This window comes from Leptonema illini DSM 21528 (genome assembly GCF_000243335.1).
GTDB lineage: Bacteria > Spirochaetota > Leptospiria > Leptospirales > Leptonemataceae > Leptonema > Leptonema illini.
Map to the genome: position 1 here is coordinate 2489153 of NZ_JH597773.1, position 22058 is coordinate 2511210.

Genomic DNA, 22058 nt, shown 5'->3' on the forward strand with positions numbered 1-22058 from the left:
AATGAAGCCTTTTTTCTCAAACAGGCTGCGCGGGGAAGAAAAATCCGGCCGCTCACCTGTAACTGTAGATGCGTCGAAACACCGCCATATGCTCCTCGGACCGCCGCGCATCATACTGAGCGATCTTGCGCTTGATCTGCGCCGCCTCGACCGCATCGGCAAGCTGCAGACGCAGAACAAGCCCCTCCCTCTGATAGAGATCCTCGCCCGTGCGGTCGCGCAGCTCTTTGCGCGGGAAGGCCTGCGGACTTGCGATATAGCGTTCGAGTACCGCAGCGACCTGAGCGAGCTGGATGGCGTCAGCGCTGCGATTCAACCGTTCGTAGGTCTGCAGGAGCAATCGATACATCAAGAGCCGTTCCTCTATGGCCCGTCGGTCGTCATTTGAAAGATGCGACGAACCGGCCTGTTCAAGCGGTGGCAGCCGGTCAAGTCCGGCGCGCAGAGCGTGCAGGGCTTCGATGGCAAGTATGGCCGAACCTTCATCGGCAACGGGCTCGTTCAGGTAGCGATGGGCGATCTGGCGATAGGTGGATGGAGAATCATCGATCCGCATCATCAGGTCAAAAAGAATGCGATACGAGTTGCGACGAAAACCGGGCCGGCTGCGGCTGAGCTCGGCCGAGCAACGAAGCAGCTTCTTTTTATCGGGCTTGAATACAAGCGACAGAAAGGGCGCCGACTCCGGAGGCAAAGACGGCATGTCTTTCTCGGGAACGCCCGCAAAAACGCCGCTCCACCCTGACTGACGACTCTTCCACAGAAAAGAAACAGCGGCAAGCTCAACAGGCCCCGGACTTTCATCATAGAGCTGGATGATGCGACTCACGTCAGAAAGCAAGGCATCCCATCCGGCTTCGGTGGAGTCGCTACAGGCAAAGGGCATGGGCACGGACGAACGCATCCGTGCCGGATCAGAGAGCAGACGACGCAGGTCGGCGTCGCTCTGTCCCTGCAGAACGACCGGATACAGCTTCGCAGCGCCTTCAAAGTCGCGAAGGTTCAGGCGGCGCAGCGCCATCAGATAGGCAAGCATGGGATCGTCCGTTCCCGCATGCGCCAGGCGATCAAAGCGGTCAAAGCGGCCTGATGCCAGAGACAGAAACAGACGCAGTCGTCGCGCCTTTTCGTCTTTTAAGAGAGACGGATCATCCTGCTCGGCTCGCTCCAGCTGAAAGGCGGCGTCATCCAACTGACCTTTGCGAAAGGACTGAACGGCTGAATCGACCAGGTTCGGAGCGGCCGACACGGAGATCGGTAGACCGAATAGCACAGATGTAAGAGCCAGAGAAGCGCAAGGCCTCCATAGAAAGCCGGGCAGAATGTCTGGCAGAGCCTCAGGAGGCTTTACAAAAGTCGAGACGACTTTCGCAGAGGGCTTCCAGGATAGTAAACAATCTAAAGAATTTCGAATTGACAGCAGGCTTGACTCCCGGCGCATTGCTTTCTATTTGTTCAGTCCCGTAGAAACCTGCATGCAGGTCATGTAATTGTTAGCAACAAAAAAAGGAGAGACCACATGTACATTGTCTATTCAGCTGTGGGCGCCGGTGTTCTTGCACTGCTTTACAGCTTCTGGAAAACTGCATGGATCAGCCGCCAGGATGCCGGCGGCGAGAGAATGCAGCGGATCGGTAAATATATCGCCGACGGAGCCATGGCGTTCCTGAAGGCCGAATATAAGGTCCTGTCCATCTTTGTCGTCGCCGTAGCGATCCTGCTTGGCGTCACAGCAAATCAAGAAAGCTCTCACTGGCTTGTAGCCGTTTCTTTTGTCGTTGGTGCGATCTGCTCCGCTCTGGCCGGTTTTCTCGGCATGCGCGTCGCAACGAAGGCCAACTACCGTACCACCAATGCAGCCCGTAAAGGTCTGGCTCCCGCTCTTGAGATCGCCTTCGCAGGCGGTTCTGTCATGGGCATGGGCGTCGTCGGCCTCGGCGTCATCGGCCTCGGCTCCCTCTTCCTTGGATACGAAATGCTTTTCGGATTCGGCGGAGAAGAAAATACAACGAAGGTTCTGAACGTTCTCTCCGGCTTCTCGCTGGGCGCTTCTTCGATCGCTCTTTTCGCTCGTGTGGGCGGCGGTATCTACACTAAAGCTGCCGACGTCGGCGCCGACCTTGTCGGTAAAGTCGAAGCCGGTATTCCTGAAGACCATCCGCTGAACCCCGCCACCATCGCCGACAACGTGGGCGATAACGTAGGCGACGTCGCCGGTATGGGCGCTGACCTTTTCGAATCCTATGTAGGATCGATCCTCGGCTCGATGGTACTCGGCGCCGTATTCGTATCGGAACTGGCCGGTCAGGATCAGTTCAATGGTCTCTCGCTTGTGCTTCTTCCGCTGGCCCTGGCCGCCATCGGTATCGTCGTTTCGATCATCGGTTCGTTCTTCGTTCGCGTAGGCGAAAAAGGCAACCCACAGGTTGCACTGAACATGGGCGAGATCGTAGCCGCCGTGCTTATGCTGATCGGCGCCTGGTTCGCCATCGACACGCTGCTTCCGTCTGAGTGGACGGCGACGGGCATCCTTGACGGAACGCCCCGTACCTTCACAGCGATCGGCGTCTTCTGGGCTACCATCGCAGGTCTTGTTGCCGGTGTGGCCGTAGGCTTCGTCACCGAGCATTACACGGGCACGGGCAAGAAGCCGGTTCTGAACATCGTGAAGCAGTCCTCGACAGGCGCAGCGACAAACATCATCGCCGGCCTTGGAACGGGAATGCAGTCCACTGCCATCCCGGTCCTCATCATCGCCGCCTCGATCATCGTCGCCTACTACTTCGCAGGCCTTTATGGTATCGCTATCGCCGCTCTTGGTATGCTGGCCAATACCGGTATTCAGCTTGCCGTCGATGCTTATGGTCCGATCTCTGATAACGCCGGCGGTATCGCCGAAATGTCAGAGCAGCCGCCTGAAGTGCGTGAGCGTACAGACAAACTGGACGCCGTCGGTAATACGACCGCTGCCATCGGCAAAGGCTTTGCCATCGCTTCGGCTGCATTAACGGCCCTTGCCCTGTTCTCGGCCTTCATGAGCCAGGCCGGTATCACATCGATCAACGTCGCCAAACCCGACGTAATGGCCGGTCTTTTTGTGGGCTCCATGCTGCCCTTCCTCTTCTCTGCTCTGGCTATGGGTGCCGTCGGTCGTGCCGCTATGGACATGATCAACGAAGTACGTCGTCAGTTCCATGAGATTCCCGAGCTGAAGGCCGCTCTGGCCGTCATGCAGAAGTACGAAGATCCGCATGACATGAAAGGCAAAGATCGCGAGATCTTTGACGCCGCCGACGGAAAGGCTGAATATGCAAAATGCGTCGAGATCTCGACCAAAGCTGCCATCCGCGAGATGGTTCTGCCCGGTCTTCTTGCCATCGTCGCCCCCGTTATTGTAGGCTTCATCTTCGGACCGGAGTCTCTCGGCGGTCTGCTTGCCGGCGTAACGGCTGCAGGCGTTCTGATGGCCATCTTCCAGTCCAACGCCGGTGGTGCATGGGATAACGCCAAGAAGATGTTCGAAGGCGGAGTCGAGATCAACGGTAAGATCTACAAGAAAGGATCTGATCCGCACAAGGCTGCCGTTGTCGGCGATACGGTCGGCGACCCGCTGAAAGATACATCGGGACCGTCCATCAACATTCTCATCAAGCTGATGAGCGTCGTTGCTCTGGTCATCGCTCCTCTGATCAAGATCTGATCGGTAGAGTTAGCCATTTACGAAACCCCGCCTGTGTTTGCAGGTGGGGTTTTTTTATGCGAACAGGCGGTCAGAGCCTGCCCGTGATAGCCTCTTTATCTGATCAGCTCGCCCGGTCTCTCCTCGGAATCGTATCGAATACAAGATCAGGGAACGATGATCTTGCCCGTTATATAGCCGATATCGAAATTGCCGGCTGCATCAACGGTATAGATGGAACTCACGGCGACACAGGCGTCGCTAAAATCATTCACGTTAAAGCTGCTCATCGGCGGCGAGTATAACCCTGCCGGAAGGTCTCCTGGCGTGCCGGCAAATTCCTCCCTGTATGACGTTGCCGTCGGTCCGCCGGCGCCGCCTGCCGTGCTGGTGCTCAGATCGACGTAAACATAGTCCATCGTAACCGCCGAAATGTAGGAAGCCGTCAGCTCCATCATCGCACCATTCTGAGATACCTGAATGCAATGCGTGGCGCAGTCGCCTATCGTAGCCGGGGCGGCCACTGCGCCAGCGCAAGGAGACGGAGGAGGCGGAGGTGGACTGGATAGGGCCTGTGCTGCACCAAAACCTGACGGCGATCGGGCAACAACGATAACCCTGTACGAAGCCCAGAGCTCCGGAGAAAGGAAAAGGAACTCTCCGGCATTATATTCAAACTCCTCTTTGATAAAACCCGACACGCTGCCGTCGCTCAGAAGAGCCATATAGCCGGGACGCCCGAGATAGGCCCTGACCGTCGTACCTTCAGGAGGCGCTGCGGCGAAGGAATATTCGATTTCAACGAACTGGTACTCCTGCTCTGCGTCCAGCCGAGTCTGCACGTTAAGCGCATTCAAAACAGGCCTCTGTTCGGGTATCTCATGGGGCAATCCGCCCGACGTCGGCTGAAGCAAAGCAAAGAGCGCTCCGTCCATATTCTTTGAGGCATCGGAACAGGCCGTCAGAAAGAAAAGAGTGACGACACAAAGAGTGTTTCGGTATGTTCGCCGCAAATGTGGGTACGTCATGTATATTGCTAACCATCGCGCACGGTATCTTTTCAGATTTTTCCTGGTTTTAGCTCGGGCTGCGTTTTCGTTCAGTCATTCAGATCAAGATCAGACGCATTTATTCAATAACGGGAGCTGACTCGCCGCGCCTTTCGTCGCTTCGGCTCCTGAGAAAACATGCATTTCTATCGGTATGCAGTTCCGGATTCAGTTGCCCGAAAAGACATCCGTCATTATCTTGAATCCATGAGTGAAGCGCAGCCCGAAACATTCGATCTGACATCCCGCTACGAAGGCGATGATCCGAAGATAAAGGCTCTCTGGAAAGAGATCTACGGCGTCATCGATCCAGAAATCGGATTGCCTCTTGTCGATCTGGGCCTGATCTACGACGTTCGCTTCGACGAGGAAACGAAGAAGGCGCATGTCGTCATGACCCTTACGTCGATCGGCTGTCCGGCCGGCCCGTATCTGCAGACAGAGGTTTACAACGCCTGCAAGCGCGTTGAAGGCGTCGAAGAGGCGCAGGCCGAGATCGTCTTCTCACCTCCGTGGAATCCGCGTGAGATGGCCAGCGAAGAAGTGCAGATGATGCTCGGCATCTTCTGATCGCCGACCGTATACCTTAATGGCTCATGAACAGAGAGGTTAACGACCGCTCTGTTCTACCTTTGAAAGAAAGGGAATGACGAGCTTCGCCGTCCGCTTCGGTTGTTCGAGAAACGGCAGATGACCACATCCCTCGTAAAGATGGGTCTCGGCGTCTGGAAGGGCCGTCTTTAACACAGGCAGAGATTCGACGCCGATAATGCGATCCTGCTTCCCCCAGTAGATCTGAGCGGGAATCTTAGAGGCGGCCAGTGCAGGCAGCACCGGCTCAAGCGGTTCATAGCGATCATGAAAGACGACCTGCCAGGCCTTCAAGAAAAAGGCCGAATGACCGATGGCCTGCTCGCCAAGATACCGCTTCAGAGGTCCGGGGACAAAGGGCCTCTTCGTAAAAAGCATCTCGAACATGCGATCATACCCTTTCAAGTCGGATGGCGCTAAACAGTTAACGCCCTGTGCCAGCAGCTTGAAATGATCGGAATGCCGCCCCTGCTCGATCCCGCTCGGGTCAAACAGCAGAAGCGAGCGCACACGCTGCGGATATTTCACGGCGAAATGCACGGCCAGATGACCGCCCATCGAGCATCCGAAAAGATGAACGCGGTCAAGACCCAGCTCATCCATGAAGGCGCGAAGCCGCTCGATCTGCGCGGAGAGGACGGTTTGATCGGCGTTATCCAGAGGACTCGCGCCGAATCCAGGTAGATCAAGAGCGACACGACGGTATTTACGCGGCAGATGAGCGACAAGACGCCCCCAGTTGTCGCGGTCACCGGCAAAGCCATGCACGAAAAGCAGGATGTCGCGATCGGGCGCCGGGTCTTTATTGGAATCCAGATAATAAACCGGACGATTTTCAATCGTAGCGATCTTCTCGCTCCAGCCGGCGCGAAAGCGCTCGAACCAGAGAACGAGGCCATAGAACAGGCCGGGGAACCCGAAATAAACGATCAGCAGAAGAACAACAGGCGGCAGAATCCAGTAAAGAAGATGCATAACGCAACCCTGGGTTCAGGCCGAAAGAAAGGCAAGAAGAATTCTCCAGGCAAATTCAAAAGCCGGCATCGCTGCCGGCTTTTGAATCGCGAGAAACCACGGTTTCTACTTATTTCTTCACGTTTTGTTTCTGCTTGAAAAGATCAGAGAACTGAATCATATCACGCTGCGATTTTCCGGCCGGGATCATCGGGAAGACCTTCTCATCAGACGGAATCACGACTTCAAGAAATGCCGGACCGTCGTCGGCAAGCAAGAAGTCGATACCCTGATCGATCTCGTCGGGCGAGGCGATGCTCATGGCCGGAATCTCATAGGCCTCGGCAAGTTTCACGAAGTTCGGGTTATACTGCCATTCGGATTCCGAGAAGCGCTCTTCATAGAAAAGCTCCTGCCACTGACGCACCATTCCGAGGAAGGTATTATTCAGAAGCACGATCTTGACGCCGAGGTTATACTGACGAATCGTCGCCAGCTCCTGGATGCACATCTGATACGAGCCGTCGCCGGTGACGCAGACGACCAGATCGTCGGGTTTAGCGAACTTCGCGCCGATGGCAGCCGGCAGGCCATAGCCCATCGTACCCAGTCCGCCCGATGTCAGCCAGCGATTCGGCTGATCAAAGAGATAGTACTGCGCCGACCACATCTGATGCTGACCCACGTCGGTGGCGACGATGGCCTTGCCCTCGGACTTCTCGTAAAAGCGTTTCATGAAGCGCTGCGGCTTGATCACCTCTTCGCTGTCTTCGAATTCGAGAGGATAACGATTCTTGTATTCCTCGAGATGATTGACCCATTCCGAGCGGTCTTTCGATTCAACAAAAGGAATGATGGCTTGCAGAGCCTCTTTCAGGTCGCCATGAATATAATAATCGACCTCGACGCGCTTGTTGATCTCGGCGGAGTCGATATCGATATGAGCCTTCACGGCGCCTGCAGCGAAATCGCCGGGAACACCGGCGACGCGGTCATCAAAGCGAGCGCCGAGAGAGAGAATAAAATCGCATTCCAGAATGGCCTTATTCGCCGTCGCCGTTCCATGCATACCGGGCATGCCCAGCGACAGGATGTGCGTTCCAGGGAAGGCGCCAAGGGCCATCAGCGTGCACGTCGCCGGAATCATCCCCTTTTCTGCAAGCGTGCGGATCTCAGAAGAGGCCTTCGCGTTAATCGCCCCGCCGCCGATATAAAGCAGCGGACGCTTCGCGCTATTCAGAGCGGCGGCCAGGCCTTCGATATTACCCGAAACGGGAGGCGAGGAACGAAAGCGTTCGCTCAGTTTATTCGTACCGCGTACATTGGCCGTCTGTCCGGTCTGCACGTCTTTCGGGAAGTCGATCAGAACCGGCCCCGGACGGCCTGCCGTCAGCATGGCGAAGGCCTCTTCGAAGGTATCGGCCAGCTCATCGACATCTTTCACAAGGGCGTTGTATTTCGTAATCGGAATGGTAATGCCGAACATATCGGCCTCTTGAAAGGCGTCGCTGCCGATGGCCGCCGCCGGTACCTGCCCTGAGATCACCATGATAGGAATGGAATCCATCTTCGCATCGGCGATGCCCGTGACCGCATTGGTCGCTCCGGGACCGCTTGTCACAATACAGAGGCCAGGACGTCCGCTTGCGCGGGCGTAGCCCTCGGCCATATGCAGGGCTCCCTGCTCGTGTCGCACGAGGATATGGCGAAAGCCGGAATGATACAGTTCATCGTAAAAGGGCAGGATGGCTCCACCCGGATATCCGAAGGCAAGCTCGAAGCCGTGAGACTGGATCAGATCGACCATCAGTTTTGCGCCGGTTTTTTTCATGGCAGATATCCTCGCAGGTTTGCTCTCAGAATGGTTCTCAGATTGTCTGAGGTTTCGCATGCTCTCTGCCCTGTGGCAGCCAGAACAGCGCGATTCCTCCATATTAGAGTCACAGAGCGTCCTGAAAAGTAAAAATCGCTGGCGAGCAGACAGGATCATCTCAGCCTGGGACTGTGCAGGTAAAGGACTCTCACGAGTTGCTCGCAAAGCTCAAAGGCATCGACATCAGCCAGCCTCCGGTTGTCCTTGTGTCGGGCTCCGATCCGTCCATCTTCGACCATACGGAGGATTTCATCCGCAGCCAGCTGCTCAAGCATGAGGCCGTTGAGCTCACCCTGCTCACGGGCGAACAGAACGATGCAGCGGTCCTCGTCGCCGGAGCCTTCAATCTGCCGCTTTTCTCGCCCTATCGCCTGTTTGTCGTAAAGAACGCCGAGCCCATCTTCCGCTATATTCTGTCTAACGAACGCTCTCCCGAGCAGCAGAACTTCAGCAACCTGCCCGAGCACACGATGCTGGCCCTCTATTTCGAGGGAGAGCCGACAAAGGCCATGCTCAAGCTGTTCGGCGATCGGCTTATCCATCTGCAAACGAAGAACCTGTATGCAGATAACATGGAAGAGGCCATTCGACGGGCGGCCATGTATCTGCGATTGGAGCTGACCGAAGAGGCGCTTTTAGAGATTCGCGAACGCGTGTCTCCGCGCGAAGGCGCCGTCCAGGACGCCCTCAAGCGTCTGAAAGAGATGCATACGAAGAATCATGCCGTCACGCTTGAAGAGGTGCGCGACATCCTCTTTCCTAAGGCCGGATGGGATATGTTCCGCCTTGTCGACGCCTGCTTCACGGGCGACATCTACACCTTCTCACGAGAGATGATGAAGTTCAGTCCGCCCGAGGATAACTTTCTCGCTCTGTTAAAGCAGCTTCTGAACCGCACCGACGAACTGAGACGCTATCGTATATGCAGAGCTCTCAATCTCTCGCCAGAAGAAACTCTTGCAACAGTCGGATTAAAAAACCGACATCCTTTTATACAGAAGAAGGCGCTCAAACGCCTGTCAGACGAAACGCAGCGATTCGGAGCGGAGCGGCTGGAGCGGTTATACGAAATCATCACCGAAACGTCCAGCTCCTTTCGCCTCAACGTACCTCTCGACCATCAGGCGGTTTTTTTCGAGAAGAAGGCCATGGACATCTTCTTCCAGACGTAAGCAACCGAGATGCAGAGCCACGGAGAGCGAAATCATGAAGCGATTAAAGAAGATCCTCTATATCATAATTGCCGCTTTTGCTCTTTTCGTCACCGCCCTGTATAATCTTCCCTCGTCGATGCGCGAGGCGGCTTCGTTTGCCGATTTCAGTCAGCAAGTCGCCCCCGAGACTATCGCAGCCTACAGCGCCTTTCGAGAGCGTCCCGTCAAACGACTCGAACGTAACGGACAGGTCTGGACCTACCGCAAGCACGGCAGCGGGCCGGCGCTTCTGCTATTGCATGGCATGGGCGGCGAGGCCGATCTGTGGTGGCAGCAGATTGAGAGCTACGAAAAGCATTTCACCGTCATCGCTCCTACCTATCCTCCTGCGCGCACGCTACAGGGGTTAAGCGAAGGCATCATCGATATACTCGATGCCGAGAATATCGACCGCACGATCGTTATGGGCACATCGCTCGGAGGTTACCTGACGCAGTATCTTCTGGCGCAGCATCCGCAGCGCTTTGAGCGTGCCGCGCTTCTGAACACCTTTCCGCCGAATGACATCATCGCCGAGCAGAATCGCCTTCAGGGATGGGCGCTCCGCCTTCTGCCCGAGCCTGTCGTTTTCAGCATCTATCGTGCAGGCCTTGAAAAGCGCGTCCTGCCCGCCTCACAGAATTCACCTCTTCTGCGAGCTCATCTGATGACACTTGCATCAGGCGGCATGACGAAAGCGCAACTCTACGGTCGCTACCTCTGCGTCATGGAGTCCTTTCAGCCGGCCGCCCCTTTTACACCGATGCTCATCGTCGATTCGGATAACGATCCGCTTGTAAGCGAGCAATTACGGGAGATGCTCGTCGGTACGTACCCGCAGGCGAAGCGCGTTACGCTGCATGAGGCCGGTCATTTTCCGTATATAAGTCACAGCGATCAGTTCCATAGCGTAATCGACGAGTTTCTTTACGGCCATTCTCACGCTGCACCGATTTCATCGCCGATTCCCTCACCGAGGATAAGCCCATGAAACAGACATTTCTATCGGCATTCTGCATACTCGTAATCCTGTTTTCTGCGACTGCCTGCATTCTGCACGTGGACGGAAACGCCACCATCGATGCGGCCGAAGCGGCTTCACGACTGCGCATCGCCGCTACGGCGACGGCGATGCGTTGTCATCCTGATGCTCAACAGGCTCAGTCGGGCCCCATACTCATGGGATTCGCACAAACGCTCTGCATCGCCGCGAATAACCCTGATCTTCTCGTTCTGGAAAGCGACGTTAACCGCTGCTCCGATCTCGTGCTGGCCCTGCCCTGTATGGAGAACCCCTATCAGACCGGGCTTTTCGCCACGCAGCTTGCCCTTGCCTGCCCTGTTGAGGTGGTGCCCTTTCTGCTGAACGACGTGAACCATCCCGTTCAGGGAAATATTCCCGTCGCAACGGCACTTGGCGGCGAAAGCGCCTCGCCGTTTTACTACGGATGCCTTTAGGCCGGCTTACTTCCCTGCAAGCACCGGATAACCGGCCTCTTCGATGCGAGAGGCGATGACCTCTTTCGCCGCCGTCGATTCGACCTTCACGGTTTGCGTCGCCAGATCGACCTCGACCTTAGCCGCCGGATCAGCGGCGCCGACCGACTTCTTCACGGCCATCACGCAATGATTACAGCTCATGCCTTCTACGGTATATTCGTACATCTCAAGCTCCTGTAGACCGGATTTTTCCGTTCTCAAGCACAGTCTACACCTTCCAATAGTGGGAAGGTCAAGTGTCGAAAAAGAAAAAAATCACTGTAAAGCGCGAGCAGAGGGAATAAACCTCGGAGGGCGCTAAGGGCACAGAGATAGAGGGCAGAGAAAATCAAAGAGAAGGCCTCCGCTCAGTCTCTCTTTCACCGCTTGACAGGCTCACACAATTCGTCTACAATTGCCACTGATGCGCCGTATTCTTCTGGTTCTTGCGATCCTATCAAGCTGCACAGTCGGCGTGGACGGCGATGAGACCGTTAGAGCAAGGGAAGCGGCAGGTATGCTTTCTAAGGCGGCCTTTTCGGTGTACCTGCGTTGTCGTGATGGGGAGAGTACGGGCTTCGGGCTGATGACCATGCCGCAGTCCACATGCATTAAGGCCTCTGATCCCGACATGTTAGTGCGGCGCAGCGACGTCCTGGGCTGCGTCGATCGCACGGCTGTGCTTCCCTGCATGGACTCTGCCTTTACCTCTGATATCATCGCCACGAATTTTGCCATGAATTGCTCGATCGAAACGGTGCCTTTCTTGATCAATAATGTCAGTCATCCGCTTCAGGGTAACCTTCTTACTGACCTGACATCCTCACAGAGCAAGTTCTATTACGGCTGCTATTGAGTTATAACGTCGGGGTCGAACGAAACCGGCAATGCCCGGCATTTGGGTGTGAGGCAGAGAGGTTTCAACGATACAGCGGGTAAGACTCACCTGACAGCGCAGCTTTCTGAGATTTTTTCGCGTCTTTCGCGTTTTTCGCGGTAAAGGGTTTTCTGGCATTTGGCGAAAGCGGCGGAATTAAACCTCTGAGTGCGTTGAGGGCACAGAGATAGAGGGCAGAGAAAATCAAAGAGAAGTTCTCCGCTCAGTCTCTCTGTTGCTACTTGACAGATCCACACAATCCGTCTACAATTGCCATCAATGCGCCGCATTCTTCTTGTTTTCGTAATACTCTCAAGCTGCACGTTCGGCGTTGATGGCGATGAGACCGTATCGACGGGCGAGGCGCTGCAGGAACTGAAACTGGCCGCTCTTTCTAACGTTCTTCGCTGCCATCCCGAAGCGGTCGAGGCAGAGACCTATGCCCTGCAGCAGTCCCTCTGCCTCGACGCCGAGAACAAGTCGATACTACTTCGAAGAAGCGATGTGGAAGGATGCGTCGAGCGTATTCGCTTTTTTCCGTGTCAGGATAGCTACTCTATGACGATCTTCTTTACCCGGGTTTTCGCAATGAACTGCCCGATGGAAACGGTTCCCTTTGCATTCAATAGCGTCAGCCATCCCTTTCAGGGGAATATCATGACCGGTTTCGACGGACGCCCCGGATTCTGGTATTCCTGCCTGTAGATGCCGGCGATGCAAATTTTTCTCGCCGCGCTTGACCTTCCCATCATGGGAAGGTTTACATTGAACTGTATCAACGAGAAGATGACGGGAAGCCAGCGGCTTCGCCGGAATAATACAGGAAGACATTATGAAAACCGATACAGGCGACCAGACAGCGAAAACGATACCCACTACGGGCTCCGTGCCCGTCTCGATTCCGACCTCGCTGCCCATATCTATTCCGATTGAGGGCATGACATGCGCCGCCTGTGTCGGACGTGTTCAGCGGGCCGTCGCAAAGGCCGACGGCGTCGAAGGCGTTTCGGTGAATCTGGCGACGGAAAAGGCCGAGCTGGCGCTGCGAGATAATGCGGCACTACAGTCGGCCATCGATGCCGTAACAGATAGCGGCTATGGCGTTCCACTCGAAGAATTCGATCTGGAGATCGGCGGCATGACCTGCGCCTCCTGTGTGAATCGAGTAGAGAAAGCGCTTCGCAAACTACCCGGCCTTCTTGATGCCTCTGTGAATCTGGCGACCGAGCAGGCCCATGTGCGCTTTCCTGTCGGAGCCGTTTCTACGGCCGATCTGATTCGCGCCGTTGAAGAGGCGGGTTATACGGCGCAATTGCCGGTAAGCTCTCAGTCGGCGGCCGAAGAGCGTCAGCAAGAAGCGGAGCGCAAGCTTCAACGCGAGAAAAGGACTCTTGCCGCTTCCATTCTGTTAACGCTTCCGCTCGTTATTCCGATGCTTCTTGAGCCCTTCGGATTCGCGGCAATGCTACCGGGCTGGTGGCAGCTTCTTCTGGCCACGCCCGTTCAGTTTCTATTCGGAGCTCGTTTCTACAAAGCGGCCTATCATGCGGTGCGCGCGAAATCAGGCAACATGGATCTGCTTGTCTCTCTCGGCACGTCGGCGGCCTTCGGACTTTCGCTCTATCATCTGCTCACGGCAGGCGAGCATGCCCATCATGCAGGCCTTTATTTTGAAAGCTCGGCGGCGGTGATCACGCTTGTTCTGCTCGGTAAGTTTCTTGAGAGCCGGGCAAAATACCGCACCACCGAGGCCATTCGAGCGTTGCAGAAGCTGCGACCGGCTATGGCCCGCGTTCAAAAAGGCAACGATTTCATCGAAACGCCCGTCGAACAGATCCGCAGCGGCGACGTCGTCATGGTGCGACCCGGCGAGACGGTTTCGGTGGACGGGGTCATCGAAGAAGGCGAAAGCGAAATCGACGAATCGATGTTAACCGGCGAATCGTTACCCGTATCAAAGCGGAAGGGAGATGCCGTGTCAGGCGGATCGGTAAACGGAAGCGGCATGCTGCTTGTACGCACGACAGCCGTCGGCGCCGAAACGATGCTTTCGCGCATCATCAGACTTGTCGAGACGGCGCAGGCTGGTCGTGCTCCGATACAGCGTCTGGTCGATCGTATCAGCGAGGTCTTTGTGCCCGTCGTGCTTGGCGTCGCCGTGCTTACCATTCTCGCATGGGGATTCCTGACCGGTAACTGGGAGCAGGCGCTGATTCACGGAGTGGCCGTTCTTGTCATCGCCTGTCCGTGCGCCCTGGGCCTTGCCACTCCGACTGCCATCATGGTCGGTACCGGACTCGGCGCCCGCCTTGGCATCCTGATTCGCGACGCCGAGGCACTTGAGCGCGCCCATGCCATCCAGACGATTCTGTTCGATAAGACCGGAACGTTAACCATAGGACGCCCCGAGCTTGTCGAGCTGATTCCCATAAGCGAAGACGAACTGGCGTCGCTGATAAAAGCCGCCGCTTTACAGAAGACAAGCGAGCATCCGCTTGCGCATGCCGTCGTAAAAGCGGCCGAGAAGGCCGGTATCGACGTGCCCGAAGCGACAGAGGTCAGGGCCCTGCCCGGTCGCGGCATCGAAGGAAAAGTCGGTGATTCGTCGTTGCGGCTTGGAAGCGCTACCATGCTTGAAGAGATGCAGCTGACGTTACCCGCCGGTGAGATCATCGAGCCTCTGAATCGCGAAGGGCGCACCGTATCGTTTCTTGTCGATGTGCATAACCGCAGCATTCTTGCCATTCTCGGCTTCGCCGACATGATAAAGCCGACGGCCTTGAAAACGATACAGAAACTGAAAGAGCTGAAGATCCATACGGCTATGCTCACCGGCGATAACAGAGCAAGCGCCGATCGTATCGCGAAAGATCTGCCTCTTGACGAAGTCATCGCCAACGTCTTACCCGAGAAAAAGGCGGACGTCGTAAAAGAGCGTCGCGACAGAGGCGAGGTTGTGGCGATGGTCGGCGATGGTATCAACGATGCTCCGGCGCTCGCCGCCGCCGACGTCAGTATGGCTATGGCTACGGGAACCGATGTTGCGATGTCGTCGTCGGGCATCACCCTGATGAACGGGAATCCGCTGCTGATTCCCGACGCCATCGAGCTCTCTCGAAGAACTTACGCGAAGATCAGGCAGGGATTGTTCTGGGCCTTCATCTACAACGTCATCGGCATTCCTCTTGCCGCCGCCGGGTATCTGAGCCCCGTCCTTGCAGGCCTGGCGATGGCGCTTTCCAGCGTCAGCGTCGTTACCAACGCCCTGCTTCTGCGTCGCTGGAAGCCTGCAAGCATGCAGACAGAGAAGAGGCCAGCTCATTAATAGTACGAAGGAAAGCACCATGCCAGTCAGTGAACGATCCTCTGAAGCGGGCCTGAACATCGGACGTGTGGCCGCAAGATCCGGAGTCAGCGCGAAGCTGATCCGACACTATGAATCGATCGGGCTTATTCGCAAGCCCGGTCGTAACGATTCCGGATACCGACTGTATAACGACAACGACGTGCACACGCTTCGTTTTATCAAACGGGCCAGAGGCCTGGGCTTTTCCCTCGAAAAGATCAAACATCTGCTCGGCCTATGGCAGAATCGCCGACGTGCAAGTCAGGATGTGAAGCGTCTTGCCGCCGCTCATCTGAAAGAACTGGAACAGAAGATTGCTGAGATGCAGAGCATGGCGACGACGCTGAATCATCTGATCAACCACTGTCACGGCGATGGAAGGCCGGATTGTCCCATCCTTGCCGATCTGGCGGGCGAATCGTCAGACGCCGCCTGTCACTGAGATGTTTAGCGGCGCCCTTTCAAAAGAAGCATCGGATATTCCCGCCCCGTCTTCTGCTTCAGATGTACAAAGGCCGTTTCGACGGTCACATCGTCAAAGCCGGCGGCTAACGCGGCCGTTTCAAGCTGATCCTTTGAGAAGCCATGATGCAGCTCGCCGGCATTCGGATCATCGTGAAAGCTTCCGTCTTCGGTTTCGAGGTCGATGACGCCGATCCGACCGCCCGGCTTCAAAGCACGGTGAAATTCACGCAGAACGGACTCGATATCCTCAATATGATGAAAGGTCATCGTCGAAACGATGACGTCGATCGTGCGGTCGGCGACACCGGGCAATAGCGCCTCATGTGGATCAAAAACTCTCGCCTCTACGCCTGTCAGTCCACCCCGGACGATCTTTTCGCGAAAGCGATCCGCCATGCCCTGTGATGGCTCCATGCCAATGACCGAACCGACATGAGGGCGCAGGCCGAGCGAAACAAGTCCGGTGCCGGCTCCATAGTCAAGCAGCGTCATGTCGGAGCGAAACGTCAGATGCGATAGGAAAACCTGCACATGCCTTTCGGCCATGGCCAGACGTCCGGGGTTTTCATCCCACGTCTGCGCTGCGGTGTCAAAATGAGCAGACATTTATACACTATACAGGTATACGGTCAGCCCGGCCAGCATTTTTGGCGTCGCTTCCTTTGCCACTCGCCCTTTCGCGTATCGACTCTTCACACATCTCTGCACAGGTAGAGAGCCAGGCACGGACAAAAAGCAATTGACACTTCTTCGCTAAAGACGTCCGATTCCTGCATGCTTGGATTTCGCTTTATAAAAACACGTCCCACCGACTACGTCATCCTCTTCCGCAACGGAAAGGCCCGGCGCCACGGTACAGCTCTCAGCTTCTTCTATTATGCTCCCTCTTCAAGCCTTGTCATCGTTCCGGCCGGCAGCCGGGATGCGAACTGCATCTTTAACGAAACGACGGCCGATTTCCAAAACGTCGCCATTCAGGGCCAGTTCACTTACTCCATCATTGATCCGCTGAAGCTTGCGACGCTTCTTGATTTCTCCGTCGATATTCACGGACGCTACACCGGCGACGGAATGGAAAAGCTTCCCGTCCGTTTTACGAACGTCGTGCAGATCACGCTGCGCGAAAAGCTCAAAAGCCTGACGCTTCGCGAGGCGCTTACCTCGGGAACGATGCTTGTCGAGCATGTGCGCACACGCCTTAAAGAAAACGAAACGCTGACGGCGCTGGGTCTTGAGCTTCTTGACTTTACCATCTTACAGATCAGCCCCACGCCCGATATGGCAAGAGCGCTTGAGGCGACGGCAAGAGAGATGCTGCTCAAAGAGGCCGATCAGGCCGTCTACGAGCGACGCAACTTCGCCGTCGAGCAGGAGCGACGCATCAAAGAAAACGAGCTGCAAACGCAGATCGCCGTCGAAGAAAAGAACCGCATCATCCGCGAAGAGCAGATGAACGCCGAGATCGCCGTGCAGGAGAAGGTGCGCGTCGTCGAAGAGACGAAGATGGAATCGGCGCGAAGCCTCGAACGAAAACGCAAAGAGATCGAACAGGAAAAACTCGAGGCCGAGATCCAGCTTGAAGAGCGCCGCCGCGAGCTTGTGGCCAATACCTCGCATAACCTGATCGAACAGGCGAAGGCAAAATCCGAGGCGACGCGCATGGAGCTCGCTCTGCTGCGCGATCTCAGCCCGGAACTGGTCGAGGCGCTGCTTCTCAATCACATGGACGCGGGAAGCATGGTGGCTCGAGCGATGCGCGACCTTTCGCGCAACGCCGATAAGATCGGTAATCTGAACATCAGTCCCGAACTTCTTGAATCCCTCATCGATAGGGCGCCGAAAAAATAAGGCATGCAGCTGGAACGCATCATCGTCGTCAGGCGTCCGACGCGGCTTGAAGAGCTGAAACGGCGCTTCAACACGAAGTCGCAGGCGGAGTTCTATGTGCAGAGCCGCGGCCAGTCCTTCGACGACTACGAGCTCGAAGACATGACGTACAGCGAAGCGCGCGAGGCGGTGCTTCGCGCCATTCCGCGCAGCGTGAAGTTCCTCGAACTTGATCGCAGTTTTCTTCCTAACTATGTTTTCGCTCCCGATGATCTTGTGCTCACGCTCGGCCAGGACGGCCTCGTCGTCAACACGGCGAAATACCTCGACGGACAGAACATTCTCGCCGTGAACCCCGATCCGGCGCGATTCGATGGCATCCTGCTGCCTTTCAAGGTCGACGACGTTCAGAAGACCATCGAGGCCTACGAAGCAGATGCGCTCGGCGTGCGTCCGATAACGATGGCAAAGGCCGCGCTTAACGACGGGCAGGAGCTTCTCGCCTTCAACGATCTTTTTATCGGGCCGAAAACGCATACGAGCGCCCGATACTCGATCCGATATCGCAACGCCGTCGAAAACCACTCTTCAAGCGGGCTTATCGTTTCGACTCCGGCCGGCAGCACCGGCTGGATGAGCTCGCTTTACAATCAGACGGCCGGCATCGCACAGTTCGCCGGATTGCAGCCGCAGAGTATATCCAAAAAGTCGCAGAATAAAACGCAGCCAAAAAGCCCGGATGCGTCTTCGTCTCTTTCACAGTCGCCTCTTGCGGCGCCGCGTCTCACATGGGAAGAACGCCGCTTGCTTTTTCTCGTTCGCGAGCCCTTTCGCAGTCAGGTCAGCCAGACCGATATCGTCGCCGGCTTCATCGAAGAAGGAGAAGATCTTGTTCTTGAAAGTCATATGCCAGAAAGCGGAGTCATCTTTTCTGACGGCATGGAGTGGGACTTCATGCAATTCAACTCGGGCACTGTGGCCCGTGTCTCGGTCTCTGATAAACGAACGAACCTGCTCGTAGCGGAAAAGATCTCATGAGCCAGGTCATTCCCATAGCGCTTCTGCATTCCTTGAGCGGCTCTATGGAGCTGACGGAGCGAGCCGTTTTACAGAACGCCCTCGACGCCATCGACGAGATCAACGCTACCGGAGGATTGCTCGGCTTTCGCGTTGAGCCCGTCATCACCGATGGATGCTCTTCGCCCGAGATATTCGCCGAGCGCACCTTTGAGCTTCTCGGCAAAGGCATCCGTTTTTTTGCCGGCGGCTACAGCTCCGTTTCGAGAAAATCCGTGCGTCCGCTTATCGAGGATGCCGGCGCCCTGCTTTTCTTTCCCGCTCCACACGAAGGCTTCGAAGCCTCTCCCTCGATCGTTTACACAGGCCTGACCCTGAATCAGCAACTGCTGCCTCTCTTTCACTGGATGAAAGCAACGGGCAAGAAAAGCATCTTTCATCTCGGCAGCGATATGGTGTATCAGCGCGTGCTCGGTCGCATGCTGCATCTGCTTGCTCTCGAATCGGGGGTTCGTTTTGCCGGGGAATTCTATATACCGGAACCGCTCAAAGACGAACAGAAAGAAGAGGCCATACTCGAAGCCCTGAACGCCGATACTGAACTTGTCGCCGTAAGCTGCTCGGGTAACGATACGGCACGGTTACAGAGACTGCTCAATGAACATTCTTTCGCTCAGGCCTTTGCCTCTCTGAACGGCGAATCTTACTCTTCAAATACGGATAACCTTTTCGTTCTCTGCACACATCCAGACGCCAGTATCGCCGCCACGGGCGCTCGCCATTCCATTCATCTCTGGAGAAAGGCAGCCCTTGTAGCCGATGACATCTCGCCAGCGGCGATCCGGCAGGCGCTTCCCGGTTTGCAGCTTGATACGGATTTCGGTACGGCCGGGCTAAGAAACAATCTGCACATCGAGCAGGATACTCTGATCGTACAGCTTACTGCACACGGTAAACAGGTTCAGCACAGAGAACGACTCTCGCCGCTCCCCTATCTCGGTCTTGAAGCTACGGATTTCGAGTTGCGCCCACTGGCCGAACAGGCGATGGCCGGCTATGCAGACTCCGTTCACCTTTCCCTTCTGCTTGAACGAAAGAATCAGAAGCAGAAAGAGATCGAGAAAGAGCTGCATAGATATCAGCACGAACTCGAAGACAGGGTGCGCGAAAGGACGCTGTCGCTCGAACTATCAAGACAGAAGCTCGAAAGCGAGATTCATCAGCGCGAATTACTTGAAGAGGCGGTCGGCGAATCACAGCGCCGATTCCGGCAGATCCTCGAGCACACTTCGTTAGTGGCCGTCGTGCTCGATCAACGCGGCTGCATCGTATACGCGAACCAGACGCTTTTACAGAAGACGGGCTGGAAACGATCCGAGATTATCGAGCGCAACTGGTTCGAGCAGTTTGTTCCGCAGAGGCCCGAGCTGCCCGAGAAGTATCTTGCAGCGATGCGATCCGGCAAGATCAAGCCGAAGCTCGAACAGACCATTCGCACAAAGGCAGGCGAGACGCTGATCCTGCGCTGGTCGAACACTCTTCTTATGGAAGGGGGCCAGGAGATTACCGGCGTCGTCAGCATCGGCGAAGACATCACGCAGCAACGCGAAGCGGCGGAGGCGCTGCGACGCTCTGAAGAGAAGCTGCGAACGCTCTTCTCTTCGATGACCGACGTCATACTGGTAATTCGCGACGACGGCTCTCTCGACGAGGTGGCGCCCACAACGTCTGATCTGCTGAAGCAGAAAGGCGCAGACGCCGCCACGCTGGCCGACTTCTTCCCGAAGGAGCAGACGGAATTCTTTCTGGGCTCTATTCAAAAAGCCCTGCACGTGCATCAACCGTTAACCGTCGAGTATTCTCTCATAGTGGACGGCGTCGAGCACTGGTTCGAGGCGCGTATCTCTCCGCTCAGCGCAAATACGGTGCTCTTTATTGCCCGAGACGCCACCGAACGCATGCTGGCCCAGCGAGCGCTGCACGCAGCTAACGTGGAGCTGGAGCGTCGCGTAAAGGACCGCACAAAAGAGCTGCAATCGGCGAACGCTCGATTGATCGAGCTGGCGACACGTGACGAGCTTACGGGCGTGGCAAATCGACGACTCTTTAACGAAACGCTTGATGCCGAGATTCGGCGGGCTCGCCGTGATAAACGCTCGCTTTCGCTTCTCTTCTGTGACGTAGATTATTTCAAGAAATACAACGACCGATACGGTCATCAGGCCGGCGACGAATGCCTCATAAAAATCGGTCATCTTCTTGCCGCTCTGTTCCGTCGGGCCGGCGAGTTACCCGCCCGATACGGCGGCGAGGAGTTTGCCGTCATACTTCCCGGAACGGACGCCTTTCAGGCTCTGCTGCTGGCCGAGAAACTGCGCGCCGATGTGGAGGCGCTGCAGATACGGCATGAGGAATCGGATATCTCGCAATGGGTAACGCTGAGCATCGGCATCGTGAGTATTCTGCCGCGGGCAAAGCATACGTCGGCCTTCTTTATTCACGAGGCCGATAACGCCCTCTATCGTAGCAAAGAAGAAGGCCGCAATCGCATTACGGTTGCGGAGCCGGAGTAACAGGTCGCCAGCCAGCGCAGAGCGGCGGGGCCTTCGTCTCGCTGATACGATCGAAATGCGTGCGATAGGGATACACGGTCCCGACAGGCGACGAAAGATAGTTATCCTTGCAGAGCGTCGTCACCTTTAACTGATCGGCCTTCTCGACGACATAGAGCCCGAATTGCGCCCGACCGGCCGCATGATGAACGAAAAGCATACGCTGCCCCTGCCTCATCGTCTTTTGAATATTCTCCATCATCAACGCAAACTGCTCGGGCGGCGTGTAAAGATCTTCGATAGCATTACTCAAGAAGACGACGCCCATCGAATCGGCGGCGATGCTGTAATCGGCTTCGTGCAACGACGAAATCTGCAGACGCACGCTTTCAAGAGCGGAGTATTTCTTCTGGAATGTAAGCAGCGTCTGCACGCAGCGAGATTTCTCGCCGGCAAAGCAGAGGGCGTCGAGCGAGGCGGTCAGGCGTTTCTCCATGGGCCTGCCATCAAAACGCGCAGACCAGCCAAGATTCAGCGTCGTCACCGAAGCGGTTAAAGATGCCTCATCCTTCATCGCCTCCGCGTCATAAAGAGCAAGGATCTGACGATGGGCATCGATGATACGCCAGTCGATATCAAGCATGGTTAACGTTTTGCAATCCAGAAGAGAATGCATCAGATACGGTTGAATCAGGCCGACACTGAAGCACTCTTTTTTCTCCTTCGGGAAAAGCGCCATAACGGGAGCAAAGTCAAGATCGGGGCGTGTGTCGTTCATCTTGAAAAAGTTCCAGCATCCGGCCATCAGTTTTGGAACCGGTGATTCCAGATTCGCGAAAGGGCCCTCTTTCTCGAAGGCAGCGGGCGTTACAAAGCCGGGCACAAGATCGGGAGTGGGGCGACGACCTTTCCAGACCTGCTCGCAGAACGCATCGCTGCGACTGCGCATATATTCAAAGGCCTCGACGGGCGAGGCGTTCATCTTCTGCGGATTGAGATCGGGCAGATAGGACTGAATGGCGTTTGATACGATAAATTTGAGAACCGGCTCGCCTTCTTTTTTCGGAGTCGTAGCCGGCGATCCCTGACAGGAAAAAAGTACGAACAGCGCGGCGAAACAAACGGCAGAACGAACCGTAACGGATAATTTCATCGT

19 protein-coding genes are annotated in these 22058 nt (G+C 55.9%); 12 read left to right on the plus strand and 7 right to left on the minus strand.

Features of this window, described 5'->3' with window-relative positions; all coding sequences use genetic code 11:
- Positions 1-52: 52 nt before the first annotated feature.
- Positions 53-1273, minus strand: coding sequence for a hypothetical protein (locus LEPIL_RS11495; RefSeq protein WP_040918701.1), 1221 nt, complete (start codon positions 1271-1273; stop codon positions 53-55).
- Positions 1274-1519: 246 nt separating this feature from the next.
- Between LEPIL_RS11495 and LEPIL_RS11500 the strand changes: the two genes are divergently transcribed.
- A complete protein-coding gene (locus LEPIL_RS11500) occupies positions 1520-3700 on the plus strand; it encodes a sodium-translocating pyrophosphatase (protein ID WP_002772669.1) in 2181 nt (726 codons plus the stop codon).
- Positions 3701-3846: 146 nt separating this feature from the next.
- On the opposite strand, the gene LEPIL_RS11505 is transcribed toward LEPIL_RS11500, so the two are convergent.
- Positions 3847-4707, minus strand: a complete 861-nt coding sequence (locus LEPIL_RS11505; protein ID WP_002772670.1) for a hypothetical protein — start codon at positions 4705-4707, stop codon at positions 3847-3849.
- A gap of 228 nt (positions 4708-4935) precedes the next feature.
- Between LEPIL_RS11505 and LEPIL_RS11510 the strand changes: the two genes are divergently transcribed.
- Positions 4936-5298 carry a metal-sulfur cluster assembly factor gene (locus LEPIL_RS11510; RefSeq protein WP_078123339.1) on the plus strand — a complete coding sequence of 121 codons (363 nt, stop codon included), beginning with the start codon at positions 4936-4938 and terminating at the stop codon, positions 5296-5298.
- A gap of 39 nt (positions 5299-5337) precedes the next feature.
- On the opposite strand, the gene LEPIL_RS11515 is transcribed toward LEPIL_RS11510, so the two are convergent.
- Both LEPIL_RS11515 and ilvB read right to left on the minus strand, forming a co-directional pair.
- Positions 5338-6294, minus strand: coding sequence for an alpha/beta fold hydrolase (locus tag LEPIL_RS11515; protein WP_002772672.1), 957 nt, complete (start codon positions 6292-6294; stop codon positions 5338-5340).
- A gap of 109 nt (positions 6295-6403) precedes the next feature.
- Entirely contained in the window at positions 6404-8104 is a 1701-nt protein-coding gene (gene ilvB / locus LEPIL_RS11520) for a biosynthetic-type acetolactate synthase large subunit (RefSeq protein WP_002772673.1), read from the minus strand.
- A gap of 173 nt (positions 8105-8277) precedes the next feature.
- On the opposite strand from ilvB, the gene holA reads away from it, so the two are divergent.
- From holA to LEPIL_RS11535, 3 genes are read left to right on the plus strand one after another with little or no spacing between them, the layout of a single operon-like run.
- Positions 8278-9318, plus strand: a complete 1041-nt coding sequence (gene holA / locus LEPIL_RS11525) for a DNA polymerase III subunit delta (protein WP_002772674.1) — start codon at positions 8278-8280, stop codon at positions 9316-9318.
- 34 nt (positions 9319-9352) lie between these two features.
- On the plus strand, positions 9353-10330 hold the full coding sequence (locus LEPIL_RS11530) for an alpha/beta fold hydrolase (protein WP_002772675.1): 978 nt from the start codon (positions 9353-9355) through the stop codon (positions 10328-10330).
- A complete protein-coding gene (locus LEPIL_RS11535; protein ID WP_002772676.1) occupies positions 10327-10797 on the plus strand; it encodes a hypothetical protein in 471 nt (156 codons plus the stop codon). The genes LEPIL_RS11530 and LEPIL_RS11535 overlap by 4 nt, the downstream gene beginning before the upstream one ends.
- 6 nt (positions 10798-10803) lie before the next feature.
- Here the strand turns inward: LEPIL_RS11535 and LEPIL_RS11540 are convergent, their stop codons facing one another.
- Positions 10804-11040, minus strand: a complete 237-nt coding sequence (locus LEPIL_RS11540; protein WP_211208641.1) for a heavy-metal-associated domain-containing protein — start codon at positions 11038-11040, stop codon at positions 10804-10806.
- Positions 11041-11242: 202 nt separating this feature from the next.
- Here LEPIL_RS11540 and LEPIL_RS11545 point away from each other — a divergent pair, with 202 nt between their 5' ends.
- The 4 genes from LEPIL_RS11545 (at position 11243) to cueR (ending at position 15483) form a co-directional block, all read left to right on the plus strand.
- Positions 11243-11674 carry a hypothetical protein gene (locus LEPIL_RS11545; RefSeq protein WP_002772678.1) on the plus strand — a complete coding sequence of 144 codons (432 nt, stop codon included), beginning with the start codon at positions 11243-11245 and terminating at the stop codon, positions 11672-11674.
- Positions 11675-11974: 300 nt separating this feature from the next.
- Positions 11975-12400, plus strand: a complete 426-nt coding sequence (locus tag LEPIL_RS11550) for a hypothetical protein (RefSeq protein WP_002772679.1) — start codon at positions 11975-11977, stop codon at positions 12398-12400.
- Between the two features lie 127 nt (positions 12401-12527).
- Positions 12528-15020, plus strand: a complete 2493-nt coding sequence (locus tag LEPIL_RS11555) for a heavy metal translocating P-type ATPase (protein ID WP_002772680.1) — start codon at positions 12528-12530, stop codon at positions 15018-15020.
- Positions 15021-15072: 52 nt separating this feature from the next.
- On the plus strand, positions 15073-15483 hold the full coding sequence (cueR, locus tag LEPIL_RS11560; RefSeq protein ID WP_040920229.1) for a Cu(I)-responsive transcriptional regulator: 411 nt from the start codon (positions 15073-15075) through the stop codon (positions 15481-15483).
- Between the two features lie 5 nt (positions 15484-15488).
- Here cueR and LEPIL_RS11565 read toward each other — a convergent pair whose 3' ends face one another.
- A complete protein-coding gene (locus LEPIL_RS11565; protein WP_002772683.1) occupies positions 15489-16112 on the minus strand; it encodes a class I SAM-dependent methyltransferase in 624 nt (207 codons plus the stop codon).
- A gap of 168 nt (positions 16113-16280) precedes the next feature.
- Here LEPIL_RS11565 and LEPIL_RS11570 point away from each other — a divergent pair, with 168 nt between their 5' ends.
- From LEPIL_RS11570 to LEPIL_RS22095, 3 genes are read left to right on the plus strand one after another with little or no spacing between them, the layout of a single operon-like run.
- Positions 16281-17354, plus strand: coding sequence for an SPFH domain-containing protein (locus LEPIL_RS11570; RefSeq protein ID WP_002772684.1), 1074 nt, complete (start codon positions 16281-16283; stop codon positions 17352-17354).
- A gap of 3 nt (positions 17355-17357) precedes the next feature.
- On the plus strand, positions 17358-18371 hold the full coding sequence (locus tag LEPIL_RS11575; protein WP_002772685.1) for a diacylglycerol kinase catalytic domain-containing protein: 1014 nt from the start codon (positions 17358-17360) through the stop codon (positions 18369-18371).
- Positions 18368-20923, plus strand: a complete 2556-nt coding sequence (locus LEPIL_RS22095; RefSeq protein WP_002772686.1) for a transporter substrate-binding protein — start codon at positions 18368-18370, stop codon at positions 20921-20923. The genes LEPIL_RS11575 and LEPIL_RS22095 overlap by 4 nt, the downstream gene beginning before the upstream one ends.
- On the opposite strand, the gene LEPIL_RS11585 is transcribed toward LEPIL_RS22095, so the two are convergent.
- Complete coding sequence (locus tag LEPIL_RS11585) at positions 20901-22055, minus strand: hypothetical protein (protein ID WP_002772687.1); 1155 nt, start codon at positions 22053-22055, stop codon at positions 20901-20903. The two genes, LEPIL_RS22095 and LEPIL_RS11585, sit on opposite strands and share 23 nt — an antisense overlap.
- Between the last annotated feature and the right edge of the window lie 3 nt (positions 22056-22058).